The sequence below is a fragment of the Caballeronia sp. LZ029 genome (assembly GCF_031451275.1).
Lineage (GTDB): Bacteria > Pseudomonadota > Gammaproteobacteria > Burkholderiales > Burkholderiaceae > Caballeronia > Caballeronia jiangsuensis.
This window is the reverse complement of sequence record NZ_JARUXO010000099.1, coordinates 24,091-40,076: the sequence shown is the minus strand read 5'-3', so window position 1 is coordinate 40,076 and position 15,986 is coordinate 24,091. Positions and strand designations below refer to the sequence as shown.

The window sequence follows — 15,986 nt, the reverse complement described above, 5'->3', positions numbered from 1 at the left end:
GACAATGAAGTACAGCACCATCGCCATGGCGCCTGTCGCGCCGAGCCCGACCACGAACTGCACCTCGCGTCCCGAGAAGGCGGCACCGGCGAGCGCCGCTGCGAAGACGCCGAACGTCATGGATGCCTGTGAGCCGATCACCGTGCCGAGCGATGCGGCCAGAAAAATCCTGACGCGCGACGTGCTGGCGGGAAGATAACGCGCGTAGTCGGCCACATAGGGCCCGTACGATATCTGCCAGGCGGCCGCCAGCGAGACGGCGAACACGAAGTGGCTCGCGACGAAGTTCCGCTGCGCAAGCAGGCCGCCAATGTCGTGATGTGCCAGTAGAGCGGCGAACATATAGACGAACGCACAGACGCCCACCACACTGGCCACCCTGGCGATCGAGTGGATCGTACGATATCCGAGCGTTGCGAGAAGCAGCGTTACGATGCCGAACACGACGATGCCCTGCCAGTCACTAATGCGCAGGATCCGGGCGACAGCTTGTCCGGCGAGCAATGTCCCACCTGCCGAAAATCCTACGTAAAGGAAGCTCACGAGCAGGAGCGGAATGACCGCGCCGAACACGCCAAACTGCACGCGGCTGCGGATCATCTGCGGCAGACCGATTTTTGGACCGAACGATGCCTGCAGAGCCATCACCATACTGCCCAGCACCTGGCCGATGAGAAGACCGATCAATGACCAGAAGACATCGCCGCCTAACACGACGGCAAGCGCCCCCGTGACGATTGCAGTGATATTCAGATTGACGCCGAGCCACAGCGTGAACTGGCCAAACGCCGTGCCGTGGCGCTCGTTTTCGGGAATGTAGTCAAGCGAACGCTTCTCTATCACTGACGCGGAAGCGCCAACTTCTTTCGAGGTGGCCATGGCGTGAACCTTGAAGTGGTGATGGATGCCGGAAGTAACCCGGCGCTATGGAACGGAACGTACGCAGCATTCGGATCGACGATCCCGAAACGGCGCGACCATGCACAGATAGTAGGGAAGTCGCCGTATAATAAAAAATGTCGGTTTTTAATTCTGTATATCAAATATCTTGATACACTTCACGTTGCGGCAGATCGAATATTTCATGGCAGCGGTAGAACATCGCGGCGCTTTGGCGGCCGCGAAGGCGATGAACGTGTCGCAGCCTTCGATCTCACACGCGATTGGCGAATTGGAGGCGTTGTGGTGTGAGCGGCTTTTCACGCGTGTCCCGAGCCGTGGCCTGGAGTTGACTGCCGCAGGCAAACGCCGCTATAAGGAAGCACGGGAACTGATGCAGCGCGCGGCGCAACTCGGCGCACGAGATACTGCCAGCGTCGTGGGCGACCTGTCGGTAGGCTGTTTCGCGACGCTCGGCGCGCGCCATCTTCCGCCGATCATCCGGCATTTTCAGAATCACTATCCCGATGTCCGGTTGACGATCCAGGAAGGCGATACGGAGGAACTTGTCGAAGAGGTGGAGCGAGGCACGCTCGATCTGGCGCTGATTTACGATATGGATCTCGCGCGTCAGGTGACGCTTCACGCTGTTGGCGAGCAATCACCCTATGCTCTGCTCCCGGAGGGGCATCGGCTGGCAAAGCATACTGCTGTTTCAATCAGGGAGCTGACAGTTGAGCCGTTCTTCCTGCTGGACATGCCGCACAGCCGTGACTATTTTCTTTCCCTGTTCCGGTTGGCTGGCGTATCGCCATCTGTCGCGCTGGAACTGCGTTCTGTCGAGATGATCCGATCGCTGGTCGCGAACGGGCATGGAATTTCGATTCTCGTGACTCGCCCTGTCGGCGATACGAGCTACGACGGCCGGCCCATCGTTTGCCGGCCTCTGGACTCCACGATTCCTGCGCAACGGGTTGTCGTCGCCGCGCCGCAGACCACGCAGTTGCCGCGGCCGGCGGCCGCGTTTCTTGAAGTGATGCGCGACCGGTTCATGAAGTCCTGAATTGTTCTTGGTAGCGCCAAATATGTCCCACGGACAAAAAAATTCCGTTAGAGGGACCAGCAATGTCCGCGTGACTCACAGACGGGACAGAGCAGCCTCCTAGCGACCGTTTCGAGTCTTGGTGCCGCCCCTCGGATCTCCGCCCGAGGATCCGACCGAACGGCCGAAAGTGGACCCCGTGGAAGCCTTCTCTGCCGAAGCACTCAATGGCCCTGCCGAAAAAGCGATTGCGGGCGCAGAGGCCCGGAATCAACATGTAATCGCATTCGGGCCGCAGCGCAAGCGACGGCAACCCGTCAAAGAGGGCCGCCGCGCTGCCGGTTTGAGTTCGCGCGGAACTCGCAAGGCGCCCTGTTCTGAACGGGTATGTGTTCCGATAGGTATTGACGCGCGCGGTGTACCCGGAGATACGAATAATGGAACACAACAAAGACGAGCCCGTTATCTTGCACATCTACCCCCTGCCGGGCGGCCTATGGGGTGGGCGGCTTACAGCGGGAGAGGAGGTCATAGGCGAGCTAGGCGCCTTTCAGTCCACACAGGAGGTCGAGCAGGCCGCCTCCGATACCGGCCTGTACCCGGACCGCATCTTTATAGAGGAATGACGACACCCGGTAGCGTAGCCCTCGGGGACGTAGCCGCGAAAGCGAGTCATCTGGATATCGCCTGCTCGCGCTGCGGACGGCGGGGCAAGTATCAACTGGCGCGGCTCGTGGCCCGCCTCGGCCCGGACTTCCCAATGACGGACCTCGCCTCGCAGCTAACGGACTGCCCGAATCGGGGCGCAAGCTCTCACGCCGAGCGGTGCGACGTGTATTTCCCCGGCCTCGTGGCAATCCTGCACGGCGGGACTAGCTAAAGTTTGCCAGGGCGGTGCCGTTAAACAGGTCTCTCTCCAGAACATGTATTCAATAAGTTTCATGTTTTGCCTTGGGGCCGCTCGACATGGGCGGCCCTTTTTCATTCTCGCCGCATACACACGGGTCTGCACTGCACCAAAACCGCCCGCCTCCGGGCCGTGATTAGCGGTTGACTTAACGCTCTCATCGTGGCGATGTTTATGTATGTATGTCGCCGTCGAGATGACGGCGTTATGTCAAGCTCTCGCGCTGCTCTAGGGCGGGGACACACGGGCATCGGACGCTATCTATGCATCAACACGTTTCAAGTCAGCCCCGAGTTCAACCGGGGATCGACGCTACCGGCAGGAACAGCGTGAGCGGATCCTCGGTAAGCGGCTCGAAGCCATATTTCTTGTAAAAACTGGCGGCGTCATCATCGACGGCGTTAACAACAACGCACTGAACGCCCACAATTTCAGCCGTGCTAACGATCGCATCAAGCGCATGCATTAAAAGGTATTCGCCGAGGCCCTGACCTTTATTGTTCTTGTCAACGGCGAGCCGTGCCAAGAGCACTGCGGATACATTCCGGGGGAGTTTTCTGCCAGACATGCCCGCGGTTTCCACCGAGGTAGCGGCAAGAGCGTAGTACCCGGCGACCCGGTGTGGATCGCTGGGCTGAATCGCGACGAATGTACGAGAAAGATTCTTTTCCTGATGCTGCTTAGCTGTTTTTTTCAGCCAATCATTCAGCGTAGGAACGCCGCAATCAAAACTACTGCGGTCGTCCTTCGATTCCAGACTTCGAATTTGTTTTTCCAATTTTAGTTTTCCGAAAACGTTCCATTGCGCGCTGCAACGCTTCGTTCGGCTTGGCCGGTTCATCGAGCAACGCAAAGAAACGCTGAGACTGTTCCACCGTCAGCCGAATGGACCGGATGACGTCTTCCTGTTCGATCACCTGCTCCGCCGCCCGCAGTGCTGATTGCACAACGAACTGGTTGAGGGTGCTACCCGATAGATCTGCAGCAAGCTGCAGAACCTCCTGCTTCTCCGCACTTAACCGGGCAGTGATTCGCCCGCGAACGGAGTTTTCCGTATCGCTGTCGTGCCTGATAGCCATTTGCTATTCCTTCCTATATCGAACCGGCCCTGTGCCGCCTCCCGGCGATGACATGGGCGACTGGTTCTCGCTTGTAATTGACAAAGGGGCAACATGCCCTGTCCTGTAGCGTCATTAAACGCATTTCGCCTTCCGAAGAAGGAGAATGAAGTATATAGCAGGCGGTGACACATTGCAACCAATTGGTGCCATTTTGTCACCAGTTCCATAGGCACAAACGGGCTACCCTGCAAAAATAAACAAGTTCGCTATTTCTCATTTTTCATTGAATAACACGTAGTTCGTGTGTACGATCGCGTTGTTGAACAACGAGGACCTATCATGACGACCAGCGTGCCGCCTATCGTGACCAGCGTCGACGACGCCGTTGCCGGCGTTTTTGAGTACAACCAGCAAATCGCGAAGGTTCCAGACGACCATCCAATCATCCGGACCATGGCGTACGCCCGAGCGTGGTACGCGGTGCGCAATGCCGACGGGACGTATCTTTTCGGGCCTAGCAAATATATCGGCTATATCGGCAACACCCCGGCGCTCTACGCCAAATACAACGGCAAAGGTGGAGAGATGGATGGGCGTACGACCGAGCGGGCGTTGAAGAATTTTTCGGATCCGATTGATTCGGGGCATCCGCTTTTCGCCGAAATGATGCGTAGTCTTGCTGCCTTCTGTGCCCGCTTCGGTCTAACACCGAGTGCCGCCGCACGCCTTGCTCTGTTACCGACCCCAGCGCCCAAAGGTACGCCACCGGAAGAAGGGGATGCCGAATATGTGGACCTTATCTGGCGTCTCGTTGAGCGGCTACCACGGCACGCTCGACGGGAAATCAGCCAACGGCTCAGGGACCTTCCCTAACCGTGGGCGCGCCGCTCGCAGGGAATTTCGCGCTGGCGCTACCTGCGCTAGTGACTGCTATGGGACGAGAGCGCGGACATCTGATCTCTCGAGTCTTTCGCCTCAGCAATCAGTAATGAGCGCTCGCCGCGCGTATGCGCGCGCGGCGGAGACTTACAACGAAGTATCCGGCTGCCTCGCCCGCTGAACAGCTCAGACTCTAAACTCGCCGGTCGTGACAGCTTCGCGCGGCGACGCGAGCGTGCACACGGCGGAAAACAGTTTTTCTTATTAGTGAATTTCCAGCTCGGACAATATCCCCGCAGCTTCCTTCGGGCTGCCTGCTTGTAACAGCTCGATCCCTTTCCGGCTACTCACAAATTTCAGACGATCGAAGAGTTCGTCGGCGATGCGCTTCGATTCCGGCATCACAGCCAATGCCAGGGACGTCGTATTGACGAGCAGTGATGGCTGCGTCGGAGCTGACTGTTCTCGTAGAAGCGACGCCGTAATGTCAAGTTCGAGGACTTTGCTTTCGGCTTCTTTTTGAAGTGAGATAAGGTGAGCGGCTGAAGACGGCAGACTCGTGACTTGGACTAGATGCCTACCGTGAGCATAGTCGATAGTCATCTCAGCGGCCCCGTGTAACTTCAAGCGTTTATTGAATCGAGCCTTTCGTTCCTCGTCTTCCCGAGCAAACGATGATCTGAGGTACCTCAGGAACTGACTGGTTGGCATCGAATTCCGCCGATTGACATCGCCGTCCGCCTCGTACGAATCCCGCGATCCAAAAGTCGAAAGTGATCGAATAGCTCCGTCAACGACCTGCTTTTCCGAGTACCCGCGGATCCGCATAGCCTTTCCGACCGTGAAACCATCAAACGGAGCGATCAAATCATCGAAAGCCGCTCCTTCAAGCATTTGGTCACGCATGAAGGCAGCCACATGCTCCAAAATGCCCAATGCAGAGGTTGCACGCTTGCTCCCGATCATTGCCTTCAATTGCTTGAGATGGAAGGCAACGTGCGCATTCGACACGCCAGGCGCCGGCGCGTCGTACCGAATCACAACTATCGCCACAAATCGCTCCCCCGTCGACGCATTCGGCGACCAGAGAACCGGTGCAGCATGTGCGGCGATCGGCGGTAATTCCCATGCGTTCATGGTTTTTACTCCGTCCATAATGCTTCGGCGCGCGGTACATCCAATCGCTTTTCAATGAATAGTACGAGCGGTGCTAGGCGCAATGCTATTAGGTCGACTATGATGGCCGCAACCTTCAGGATCTCCGAGAGTTGGGGATGTCGTACCTCCCATTTTCTCATCTCGACTGCAAGGAATTTTAGCTTCTTCGCTTGTCGAGCGAGCTTGTCGGCCTGTGTCAGGATTTCTTGGCCCGATTGACGCCGTTTCTTAAGTTGATCGAGGATTTGATTCACTCTTGCCATGTGCTCGACGATTCGCGCTTGCGCGCTGTCATGCTCAAGCGTCGCATAGATTTTCGAAAGCGGTTGGAGCGCCAAATTGTGGTCAAAGAGCCACCATTTCAATCCGTCGAAGATCAGGTTTTGCGCGTGCCGATCAGGGTTCGCCACCAGTTCGTCCCATGCCGCTCCGATGGGTCCGACGGCATCGCTACAAATTTGGCCCCAGATGTAGTCCTCCGCACGATCGTCTTCCGAGAGCCTTCTTGCAAGAAAAGGATCGGGTGCTTGAAAAAGGCTGCCGAACAGAATGAGTGGTCCGGTTTTAACAGCAGAAGGATATGACGGAATGTCCTCAAGCTCAGCTACGACAAGTGCGGGACTCGGTACGGGAAGTTTCAAGACCTGAGACGCGAGTCCGCACGCCAACTCGATGCAAAGTTGCGCCGAGTCGGACAAGTATTTTACGAAAACCGGGATACCAGGCTCGTCAACCCAAGGTACGCCAGCGAGGCCTTTCCACACATGGTTCAAATGTTTTCCGTGGACCTTCTCGGCCACACCTAGCAACCGATAGATTGGAGGGCATGCTACCAGTGCCGCTATGTCTGCTGGCAGATCGGTTCTCATAGCTAGCTTTTTAAGACCCCTGCGAAAATTTCGAAACCAGCCCGGTAAGTGTGGCGCTGCCCATAATCTGATTATCGCCCAACAGGACATATGACCAAGGCTTCGCACCGCTCTCGGCCGCATGTTTCGTCGCTGCCTGGCACCATTTCGTCGCCGCTTTCGCCTTAGCCTGGACGACGGGATCTGATAGCTCGTCCTTGCTTTTCACCTCACAAATCACCATGCCAGTCTTGGTCTCGATCACGAAGTCAGGCTCGTAATTGTCGCCCGAGCGATATTCGATCTGGAACTGAGCGCGACCCGGCTTTAACCACTTCTCGACCGTCGGGTCGGCATCGATCAGAACAGCAAACCGGCGCTCCGGATCGGAGTCGAATTTCTGTAGCGAATAGCAGCAATTCTTGAAGCCACCGAAGACCTGCCGCTTGGTGTCGGACAACGGCGAGACCACCTGCCGGAAGTCCCTGACTTTCTGCCCCGGAACGACGTTGAAAGGCTGCGGCTGCAGCAACATGAAGCCTCGCGTCACGCGAACTTCATAATCATCCTCGCCAAGCGGGGTTTCATGGTAGTTCTGCATCATCTGCGCAAATATGAAGTCGGCCAGTTGCCGGCCATTGCGCAAAAGGACGTTCTCGACATCCGCAGGATCTTCGAGGTAGGAGCTAACGCGGGTGACAACTTGACTCGCTAGCTTGTAGAGGAGGTCAGAGTGGGCGTCGTAGTCGATCTCGTTCCGTTCGATGAGGAAGCGCACCAGGTAATCTTCTAAGTGCTTTTCCCGCGGATCGTCAACGGTTTTGGCCAGGTATGTCCGCGCTTCGGTCCGCAGGGTCTGGATGACAAGGCCGTCGTCGATCGGGCGAACATTGATCGTGGTGAGATCCTTGAGATCGAAGTCTGCGAACTGAAACGTGGCCTGCCGTTTCGGCAAGACCAAGATCTGCGGGATCGACAGGGTGCGATCTGCGACCGTCTGCGTAACCGCTGAAACGATCTCTTCGACCCGGGGGGCCGGGACAATCCCCTCAAGCGTGCTCTGGACGGGGCGAACGATGTCCTGGACCGCCGCGACGATCTGGCGCTGAACGTCGGTCGAACGCAGTTCATCGGCGCTGCCGAGCTTGCGCTCGAAGCGCCGGATGACTTCGAGTGTCACTTCTGCGGTTCGCGTTTCTTCGGGAGTCTCGAGCGTCAGCACAGGCTTGGCGGCAGGAGCGTCTAGCCCTGGCAGCGATGGTCCCGTGCCGGTGATCATGATCTCCGCGATCGAGGGAGCCGTGACGAGCGTTGCGCCGCCCGACGACACATCGCAGCCATCACCGATCTCGATCTGCTTCATGACGATCGAGCCCGGTTCGCGCGCCTTCTGGATGATCTCGTCGAAGCGGTCGTGGGCAATGACGGTCAGGCGGTCGACGGCGGCAAAGTCCTCTTCGTCGTGATGCGTGACCCGCTCGCCATAAGGCAGCCGGAGGCCGCGGCCAAGGGTTTGTTCCGTGAGGATATCCGAGGCCGATGCCCGGAGCGGCACGATCGTATAGAGGTTTGTCACGTCCCAGCCCTCTTTGAGCTTATTGACGTGAATGACAATCTCCGTGCGGCCATCCTGCTCGAGCGCTACCAGCCGCTGGGTCGCCTCTTCGCTTTCTTCGCCGCGTAACGCCGAATGCACCTCAGCGACCTTGTCCTTGAAACGTCCGCGGAAGAAATCTTCGGATTCCACGTAGGCACGGATACGACGGGCGTGATCGGTATCCTGTGCGACAACGAGGATGAACGGATGCACCTTGGGCCGCCCGGTGACACGATGGTAACGATCGAGCTCGACGGCGACGTGGTCGTGATTGTGGACCGCGTCCTCGAGCTTGATCTGCTCGAGCCGATCTTCGGACACCGATTTTGGATCGAAGTCTTTGCGGGTCGCGACCGCCGGTTCCTTCACGAAACCGTCAGCCATCGCCTCCCCAAGGCCATAGCTGTAAATGACATTTTGGAAAGACGTCGATTTTGCGCCGACCGTTTTAGGCGTTGCGGTCAGCTCGAGGCCCAGAATCGGCTTGAGGCCATCGATCGCCTTGGCTCCCGCGCTCGCGCGGTAACGGTGGGCCTCGTCCATCACGACGACAAGGTCGTCGAGCTGGGAGAGATAGTCGTAGTAACTCTCGCCGATGGTCTCCTGCAGCTTCTTCATCCGCGGTGTTCCGCGGGGACCCTCTTCCTTGTTGATCTTGTCGATGTTGAAGATGTTGATGTGAACGTCGCTGCCGAACAGATCGGAGGCGCGCCCATCGGCAAGCCGGACGCCGCGACCGCTCTCATAGTTGTCGCCCGTGATGATGAGCGGCGGATTCGTCGCGAACTCGGCGATCCCTTTGAAGACGTATTTCGGGTGTCCGGGCGTGAAATCCGCGATCAGCTTGTTATAAATCGTCGTGTTCGGCGCGAGCACGAAGAAGTGGCGGCTTTGCCCTGTCAGGTAGAGGTACGAGATAAAGGCGCCCATCAGACGGGTCTTGCCGACGCCGGTTGCGAGCGCGAAACAGAGCGACGGGAAGTCGCGCTCGAAAGCCTGGAAGGACGGCCATCTCTCACGGATGGCCGCGAGTGCCTGGCCATCGGCAATGTCCTTCCCGAGCGCTACGCGTTGAAGCGCTTCGGTCAGGATTTCGAGGGAATCCGCTTGCGGTTTGCGGAGGGACAATCGTTGGGTGATGCTATGCAGCTCTCGATTCATTATTGTATTTATTCCTTTTCCGCAAACAGGTCTGCTTGGGGCTTCACAGCCCGGCGCTTCGACGACGGTTTAGGTTGTGCACCGATCGGTTCTGCCTTCGCTTCCGGCAGATTCTGGACGGTGAGACTGTAATCATCCCTGCCCCATTCACACTTGCGCAGAACTGCGAGGGGGATCTTCTTGATGGTCAGATTCGCGAAGGCCTCTGGCTTTGCGTTGAACGCCTTGCAGCAAACGAGCAGGCTGCGGTCGTCCCCGACTTCTTCAGAGATAGCGCGCAATTGATCACGCGTCAGGCTCTGCGTGGTTACATAGATGAAGTCACGTTCTGACGAATAGCCGTGCATCCAGTAAGACTGCTCGCTCGGTGCATAGGTAAAGCCCATGAGCTTGCAGACCGCCTCTGCAAGCATGGCAGGGTTGTAGTCGGACTGGATGACCCAATTGCCCCATTTGTCCTTTGCGAGTAGCGAGGACGCCAGCTTGTAGTAGCGGAAACCTCCACCGCCCTTCCATTCTGTGGCTTCCGTAACACCGCCGGGATCTTCACCGTCAATAACTTTCTTCAGCCTCGGAATAATATGCGTGTGACAGTGTTCGCCGAGTTCGATCATGATCCACCGGCGGCCCATCTTGTGCGCAACAGCCCCGGTCGTGCCGGAACCTGCGAACGAATCCAGGACCAAATCACCCGCATTGCTGGCGATGTGCAGAATGCGCTGCAGCAAACCTTCGGGCTTCGGCGTGGCAAAAGGCTCTACGTCCGGTAAAAGTTTGTTCAGGTGATCACGCTTTGCTTGCTGATTGGTGCCTACGTCATCGCCGGTCCACCAAGTTCTCGGTGCGACGCCGTCTCTCACTTCGGTCAAATACCTTTTGATGATTGGGAGCCGATCACCGTCAGCACCGAAATACGCACGCCCTTCTGCGCGGGCGGTAGCTAGGGTTTCTTTTGAAAAAGCCCAAAATCTGCCTGGCGGCGGTGTGGTCGTTCTGCCGGACGGAAGAACGACAGGGAAACGCTGCTTTTCCGTGCCGCTTTTGGCTGTCCCGTCATCACCCTGCCGCCAAGGTCCGCGCGGATCGTTGTCAGGGTTTTTGAAGCGCCCGAGTTGTGTTTCGGTCCGGGGCATCAGATTACGATTTTTGCCCCATATCGACCGATCCTTGGCATATACCAAGATATTATCGTGCGAGAGGGAAATGTCCGCGTCTCCACGGCCACCTTTGTCTTTTTCCCAGACACATGTAGCAACGAAGTTTCCGCGTCCGAAAATCTCATCACAAAGAACTTTCAAGTAATGCGCTTCGTTGTCGTCGATCGTGATCCACAAAGACCCAGCGTCCGACATTAACCGTTTGATTATTTCAAGTCTGTCACGGATAAGAGAAAGCCATAACGAGTGTTCAAGGCCATCGTCGTACTGCGCAAAGGCGCTTCCCGTGTTATATGGCGGATCAATGAAGACGCATTTGATTTTGCCTGCGTATTCAGATTCTAGGGATTTCAAACCAAGAAGATTATCCCCAAAGATCAGGCTATTATCGAATATGTCGTTCTCGGTGATGCGACCATTGGCATGATATGACTTAGTCGGATCCTCAAGGAGAATACGCGGCTCAAGATTCTGCCTATCGTCCTTGCCTATCCAGTTCAGTTCGAGACGTGGCTTTTTCATGCGACCTCCCACCGCACCGTGAACAGCGGTGTCAGTTCAGGGGCGAGTTTGAGGCTTTCCTGGATTGTGTCGAGCATCGATTCCACTTCGGCGCGGATCTCGGCTTTCCGATCAAAAAATGCTGCTTTCATCTTGTCCCGTTTTGCTTCCTGCGCGCTAATGCGGCGTTTTTCCGCGAGTTTTTCGCTCATCGCCAGGTTCGAACCCCGTAGGGCCTTTTTGGCGGCTCTAATTTCAGTGTCGATCGCCTTGACCTCTGCTTCGAAGGCCCGTTCCAGGTCATCGGCGTAGGCGTCGAGTTTTTCGCTTTCCTCTTCAAGCCATGCGTCGTTTTCCGCCTCCGCCAAGGCGATAAGGTCGGCCCGGCGAGCGGTTTCGATGGCGTCGAGATCGGTTACCGGCGTGGCAGTTGCCGGGCCGGCGTCATGCGCAGGCACCGACAGCAGACGCTCCATCGTTTCGGGATGTGGGGCATCCCCCTCATCCGCGGTGGTCGAGAGGACCAGATAGTCGCGCACTACGGCGGCGGTATTCACACGCAACTTGGCCACGCGTAGCCAGCCTTTTGATCCTCGCAGCGGCTCAACGTCGGCGAGCCGACCGGGGTAGGCTGACAGATCGAACCGGAGGTGATTGGCGCCGTCGAACTGGCGATTCTTGGCATCGGCAATCACCTTTTGGGCCAGCGTGCCCTCGGTCAGGCGGAAAAACTGCCAGCCGCGTTCGTCAGCAATCGGCCATTCGGTCGTGTAGGTGTGCCCCTCGTAATTGAAGCGGCGCTCGTCATCCGCATGAAATTCCGCTTCCGGCAACTCGGCCTGGGCAATCCAAAGAAGATCGCGATCGAAGTCGGAGAGATGTTTGCGAATCTCGCCATCCCGGTTTTTCAGTTGCCTGATGACCTTCTCGTCGACGTTTTCCAGCAGCCGCTTGCGTGCGTCGAGAACCTGCTCGCTGATCTGCGCCTGCAGGTCCGTCTGCAGCAGGTCGAACGCGGCGTTGATTTCCTCTTCGTTACGGGCAGCCTGGACGATCTCCAGGATGCGCTTCTCGATGTCGACGCCGCGTTCGATGGCGCCGAGGACTTCGTCGCTGGCCCCGAATACGCCGTCGAACAGCCTGAATTTCTTGTCGAGCAGGTCAAAGACTCGCTGCTCGGCCCGGTTCTTTAGGTTGAGGAAGTTGACGACAGTGACATCAATCTTCTGGCCGTACCGATGGCAGCGGCCGATCCGCTGCTCGACGCGCTGTGGGTTCCACGGAAGATCGAAGTTGAAGAGCAACGAGCAGAACTGCAGGTTGATGCCTTCTGCTCCAGATTCTGTAGCGATCAGAATCGACTTGTGATCGCGGAACGCCTCAACGATTGCGGCCTTCATGTCGGCGGTCTTCGATCCTGAAATCGCGTCCGATCCGTGGTGACGGGCCAGCCAGTCGCGGTAGAGTGCGCCGCTCGCCGGATCGTTGTTCTGGCCGTTCATCAAAACGATCTCATCGCCGTAGCCGCTCGCGGCCAGGAGATCGGCAAGGTAACGCTGCGTGCGGACGGACTCGGTGAAGATCACCGCTTTCCGCAGGCCGCCCTTCGACTCGATCGTGTCGAACGCCGCAGGCAGGGCGCTGACGAGCTTGCCGCCCTTCGCGTTCTCGCCGATGGTCAGAGCCAGGGCGCGATATTCCTCGAGCTCGGCAATCTCGGCCGCGAGCTTGACCGGATCGATTTCGTCTTCCTCGTCCGCGTCATCGTCAAACTCTTCGGCCGTCTCGTCGATGGTGTCGTAATCGACGAAGGTTTCGATGGAGGGACGTTGCTTGTCGCGCAGCCGTTCGATGATTTTGGCCAGCGTTTCAGAGACGGCGAACGTGGAAGAGCCCAGGATCTTGCGGACCACGAGCGTCACGAGCGCATTCGGCCGGTCGCCGAATGCGATGGTGCCCGGGCGCTGCAGGTAGTGTGATACGCCTTCATACAGCCGCGCTTCGTCGTCAGACGGCTCGAATGACAGGGTGAGCGGACTGCGCGCCGTGTATTTGATGAGGCCCGCCTGCTGGACTTGCCGGCGTAGCGTCCGTTTGCAGACAGCCTCAAGGCGCTTGCGCAGAAACAGGAACGAATTGTTTGACGACGACGCGCTGACATACGCGGCGCGGAAACTCTTTTCATCGCCGAAGAAATGCTCGTCGATAACGGACACCAGGCCGTAGAGCTCCATCAATGAGTTCTGCAGCGGCGTTGCCGTCAGCAGAATCTTGAAATGATTAGCGGTCGCGTCGCGCAGGCGCTTCGCTCGCAGCCCGGTTCCCTGCTTATAGACGTTCCGCAGCCGGTGCGCTTCGTCATAAACCACGAGGTCCCATTGCTCGCGCTGAACGTCCTCCGCCTTCGTGGCGGCGAACTCATAGGACGTGATGAGGATGCTGTCTGCCACGTTGAACGGACGCGGGTTTCCGGTCTTTTTGGCCTGGTTGTAGGTCTTGCTCTCGATGATCGTCGATGGCAGCGAGAATTTTTCAATCAGTTCCTGGCTCCATTGCTTGCGCAATGAAGCCGGAACAACGAGAAGGATTTTCCGCTTGCGCTCCGCCCATCGCTGCGCAATGACAAGGCTGGCCTCAATCGTCTTTCCAAGGCCGACTTCATCGGCTAGGACAACCCCTTTGGACAGGGGCGACGATAACGCGAAGAGAGCGGCATCGACCTGATGCGGATTCATGTCGACGCGGGCGGTCGACAGAGATTGCGCGAGGGCATCATCGCCAATCCCTTCGAGCGTAATGCGGTGCGCGAAGAAACTGCTTTGATGCTTCGTGAGTCTCGGGGAGGTCGTCATTGGTCGGCAAAGCCTTTCTTGAACACCTGCATTTTTTTGTTCTTCCCCACGATGTAGGATCTCGGCAAGCATGGCCCTAATAACGGAGGGAAAGTTAACTGGCTGTCACGCACACTCGCAGATAGTCCAGGCCGTTCGATCACGCCGCTTTCATCATTCCGTACGCGTCTTACGGCTAAGGGTCGCATTTTAAGGGAATCCGCCGTCGGATTTGACCTTCGATGGATCGGCCCGTCGCTGTCCGCTCGCCGCACCTATAGCCCATCTTTAGCCGTCCCCATAGCGACGCGGGCGTAGTAGCCCGCAACTTCTTCGACTACGCGCTGCTTTTCAGCTTGAACATAGACGGTCGTGGTCTGCAGCGATACGTGACCCAGCACTTTCTGAACGACATCGACGGGCACCTCTTCCGCGACGGACTGGGTTGCAAAGGTATGTCGGAACGCGTGCGCGTTAGCCTGTCCCAACTGCACTCGCTCATCGAGACTCCACTGATCCATGGTCTCGACCAGTTCGGTGACCATCCGACTAATCAGCCGGTTCAGTCCATCCGCGGTGTAGCCCGCTTCATTCGCAGGCTGCCCGTGATCACTCTGCTCAGCTCGATGTCGTCGGCGCGACGCGTCGGTCCACGGAATGATGACAGGGCTCAGCAGCGGCCCGCTCTGTTTGTCTTCTTCGGTCGCGCCGTCGAAATCTTGAGCCCGATCGCGCCAATGCGCGCGCAACGCGGCCAGCGTCGCAGCGCTCACCGGCACCGTGCGTTCGCGCTGGCCCTTGCCAACGATGGTCAGCTCCCAGACCGGTCGCTCGAGGGTCCCAAAGGATGAAGGGCGCAGATTCTTGCGCTGGGCGCTTGCGGCTTCTTCGCGCCGCAGACCCGAATCGCCCATCATCAAAATCGCGGCCCGCACCGCCCGCCATTGCATCGCGCCCTCTTCCGCTGAGCGCATATCGAGCTCCACGCGTAGCTTGCGCCACAACTGAGCCGGCAAGGCGCGTTCGATCTTCATCGCGCGTTCGCGCTTGACCACCATCGGATCGTTGACCGCCTTCCAGGGATTGCCGGCCAGATAGCGCACATCCACCCACCAGGCGAATGCCTTCCGCAGTACGCGAACGATGTACCGCTGTGATTCAGGCGATAGCGAAGCCGAGCCCTCCGCCGACGCGGCGAACGGTCGCCAACGCGGCGAGTGCCGAGGGAAGCGCTCGCCCACGAACCGCGGATCGGGGCTTTTCAAAAAATCCTTATAGGCCTCGCAGTCGTCCACGCGTAGATCGCTCAACGCCTTGCCGCGCAGCACCACCGCCCACAACAGAAACCGTTCCAACTCCTTGGTGTACGCCCGCAAGGTTTTCGGCTGATCCCGAAAGCGGTTCAGATACGCGCGCACCGCATCGAGGTCGTGGTTCGCCTGGATATAGCAGAACGCGGCCGAGCGGTTTTCGCCATGCGCGCCGGAGAGCGCGTGTGGCACGGCGAGGCGTTCGAGCGGCGCCAACGTCAGTCGGCCCGCCTCTGAATTACCGCCCGGACCGCTGCAGCTTGGACCGCTGGCTGGGCCGCCTCCCGTCACCTTGGTGGCCGGCACGACTTCGACGACTTCGGCCGCCACCAGCGGCACGCCATCGTGCTCGACCGAATCAACGTCGACCGCGACCGTCAACTGAAGCGACTTTTCGTGGCGCCGTAGCCAACTGACGATCGCCCGCGCTCGACCCGGGCCGATGCGCGGAATCGAGCGCCACCAGCTGCCACCCCGCCGGTTGCAGAACGCGACCAGTTCGCCCAGCGTCTTGATGCCCTCGCCTTTCAGACGCCGCGCCACGCGCGGACGAAGCCACGCGCCGATCGCGTGATCCGGATGCGGCGGCAACGCCGCCAGCTGCGCGGCGTCGGTCACCATGCGGAACGTCACCGCCGTGAGCTTCGGCTGCCCG

The 15,986-nt window shown here is 58.3% G+C and carries 12 protein-coding genes; 3 read left to right on the top strand and 9 right to left on the bottom strand.

Annotated elements, in window-relative coordinates:
* Positions 1-879 (bottom strand): cytosine permease (locus tag QCE73_RS37770; protein WP_309885925.1); only part of this gene is annotated, 879 nt, incomplete at its 3' end.
* A 169-nt stretch (positions 880-1,048) separates the two neighbouring features.
* On the opposite strand from QCE73_RS37770, the gene QCE73_RS37765 reads away from it, so the two are divergent.
* Positions 1,049-1,942 (top strand): LysR family transcriptional regulator, encoded by an 894-nt coding sequence (locus tag QCE73_RS37765; RefSeq protein WP_035504537.1) that lies wholly within the window; start codon positions 1,049-1,051, stop codon positions 1,940-1,942.
* A gap of 416 nt (positions 1,943-2,358) precedes the next feature.
* A complete protein-coding gene (locus QCE73_RS37760; RefSeq protein ID WP_035504538.1) occupies positions 2,359-2,547 on the top strand; it encodes a hypothetical protein in 189 nt (62 codons plus the stop codon).
* A gap of 576 nt (positions 2,548-3,123) precedes the next feature.
* On the opposite strand, the gene QCE73_RS37755 is transcribed toward QCE73_RS37760, so the two are convergent.
* Positions 3,124-3,606: a GNAT family N-acetyltransferase gene (locus QCE73_RS37755; protein ID WP_309885924.1), complete on the bottom strand. Its 483-nt coding sequence runs from the start codon at positions 3,604-3,606 to the stop codon at positions 3,124-3,126.
* A complete protein-coding gene (locus tag QCE73_RS37750; protein WP_035504542.1) occupies positions 3,560-3,907 on the bottom strand; it encodes a DUF1778 domain-containing protein in 348 nt (115 codons plus the stop codon). Before QCE73_RS37750 ends, QCE73_RS37755 begins: the two co-directional genes overlap by 47 nt.
* Positions 3,908-4,228: 321 nt before the next feature.
* On the opposite strand from QCE73_RS37750, the gene QCE73_RS37745 reads away from it, so the two are divergent.
* Positions 4,229-4,762, top strand: a complete 534-nt coding sequence (locus QCE73_RS37745) for a hypothetical protein (RefSeq protein ID WP_309885923.1) — start codon at positions 4,229-4,231, stop codon at positions 4,760-4,762.
* Positions 4,763-5,032: 270 nt separating this feature from the next.
* On the opposite strand, the gene QCE73_RS37740 is transcribed toward QCE73_RS37745, so the two are convergent.
* From QCE73_RS37740 to QCE73_RS37715, 6 genes are all read right to left on the bottom strand, one after another.
* The gene (locus tag QCE73_RS37740) at positions 5,033-5,905 is read right to left on the bottom strand and encodes a hypothetical protein (protein WP_309885922.1); all 873 of its coding nucleotides are present in this window, start codon (positions 5,903-5,905) and stop codon (positions 5,033-5,035) included.
* Between the two features lie 5 nt (positions 5,906-5,910).
* Complete coding sequence (locus QCE73_RS37735; RefSeq protein WP_309885921.1) at positions 5,911-6,795, bottom strand: hypothetical protein; 885 nt, start codon at positions 6,793-6,795, stop codon at positions 5,911-5,913.
* Positions 6,796-6,805: 10 nt separating this feature from the next.
* Positions 6,806-9,532 (bottom strand): DEAD/DEAH box helicase family protein, encoded by a 2,727-nt coding sequence (locus QCE73_RS37730; RefSeq protein WP_309885920.1) that lies wholly within the window; start codon positions 9,530-9,532, stop codon positions 6,806-6,808.
* Positions 9,533-9,540: 8 nt separating this feature from the next.
* Positions 9,541-11,211, bottom strand: coding sequence for a site-specific DNA-methyltransferase (locus tag QCE73_RS37725; protein ID WP_309885919.1), 1,671 nt, complete (start codon positions 11,209-11,211; stop codon positions 9,541-9,543).
* On the bottom strand, positions 11,208-14,114 hold the full coding sequence (locus tag QCE73_RS37720) for an SNF2-related protein (RefSeq protein WP_309885918.1): 2,907 nt from the start codon (positions 14,112-14,114) through the stop codon (positions 11,208-11,210). The genes QCE73_RS37725 and QCE73_RS37720 overlap by 4 nt, the downstream gene beginning before the upstream one ends.
* 182 nt (positions 14,115-14,296) lie before the next feature.
* Positions 14,297-15,952 (bottom strand): phage integrase family protein, encoded by a 1,656-nt coding sequence (locus tag QCE73_RS37715; protein ID WP_309885917.1) that lies wholly within the window; start codon positions 15,950-15,952, stop codon positions 14,297-14,299.
* Positions 15,953-15,986 lie beyond the last annotated feature (34 nt).

Coding starts and splice junctions, on each gene's coding strand:
- QCE73_RS37760 (WP_035504538.1), top strand. CDS start 2,359: ATGGAACACAACAAAGACGAGCCCGTTATCTTGCACATCTACCCCCTG.
- QCE73_RS37750 (WP_035504542.1), bottom strand. CDS start 3,907: ATGGCTATCAGGCACGACAGCGATACGGAAAACTCCGTTCGCGGGCGA.
- QCE73_RS37745 (WP_309885923.1), top strand. CDS start 4,229: ATGACGACCAGCGTGCCGCCTATCGTGACCAGCGTCGACGACGCCGTT.
- QCE73_RS37740 (WP_309885922.1), bottom strand. CDS start 5,905: ATGAACGCATGGGAATTACCGCCGATCGCCGCACATGCTGCACCGGTT.
- QCE73_RS37735 (WP_309885921.1), bottom strand. CDS start 6,795: ATGAGAACCGATCTGCCAGCAGACATAGCGGCACTGGTAGCATGCCCT.
- QCE73_RS37730 (WP_309885920.1), bottom strand. CDS start 9,532: ATGAATCGAGAGCTGCATAGCATCACCCAACGATTGTCCCTCCGCAAA.
- QCE73_RS37725 (WP_309885919.1), bottom strand. CDS start 11,211: ATGAAAAAGCCACGTCTCGAACTGAACTGGATAGGCAAGGACGATAGG.
- QCE73_RS37720 (WP_309885918.1), bottom strand. CDS start 14,114: ATGCTTGCCGAGATCCTACATCGTGGGGAAGAACAAAAAAATGCAGGT.
- QCE73_RS37715 (WP_309885917.1), bottom strand. CDS start 15,952: ATGGTGACCGACGCCGCGCAGCTGGCGGCGTTGCCGCCGCATCCGGAT.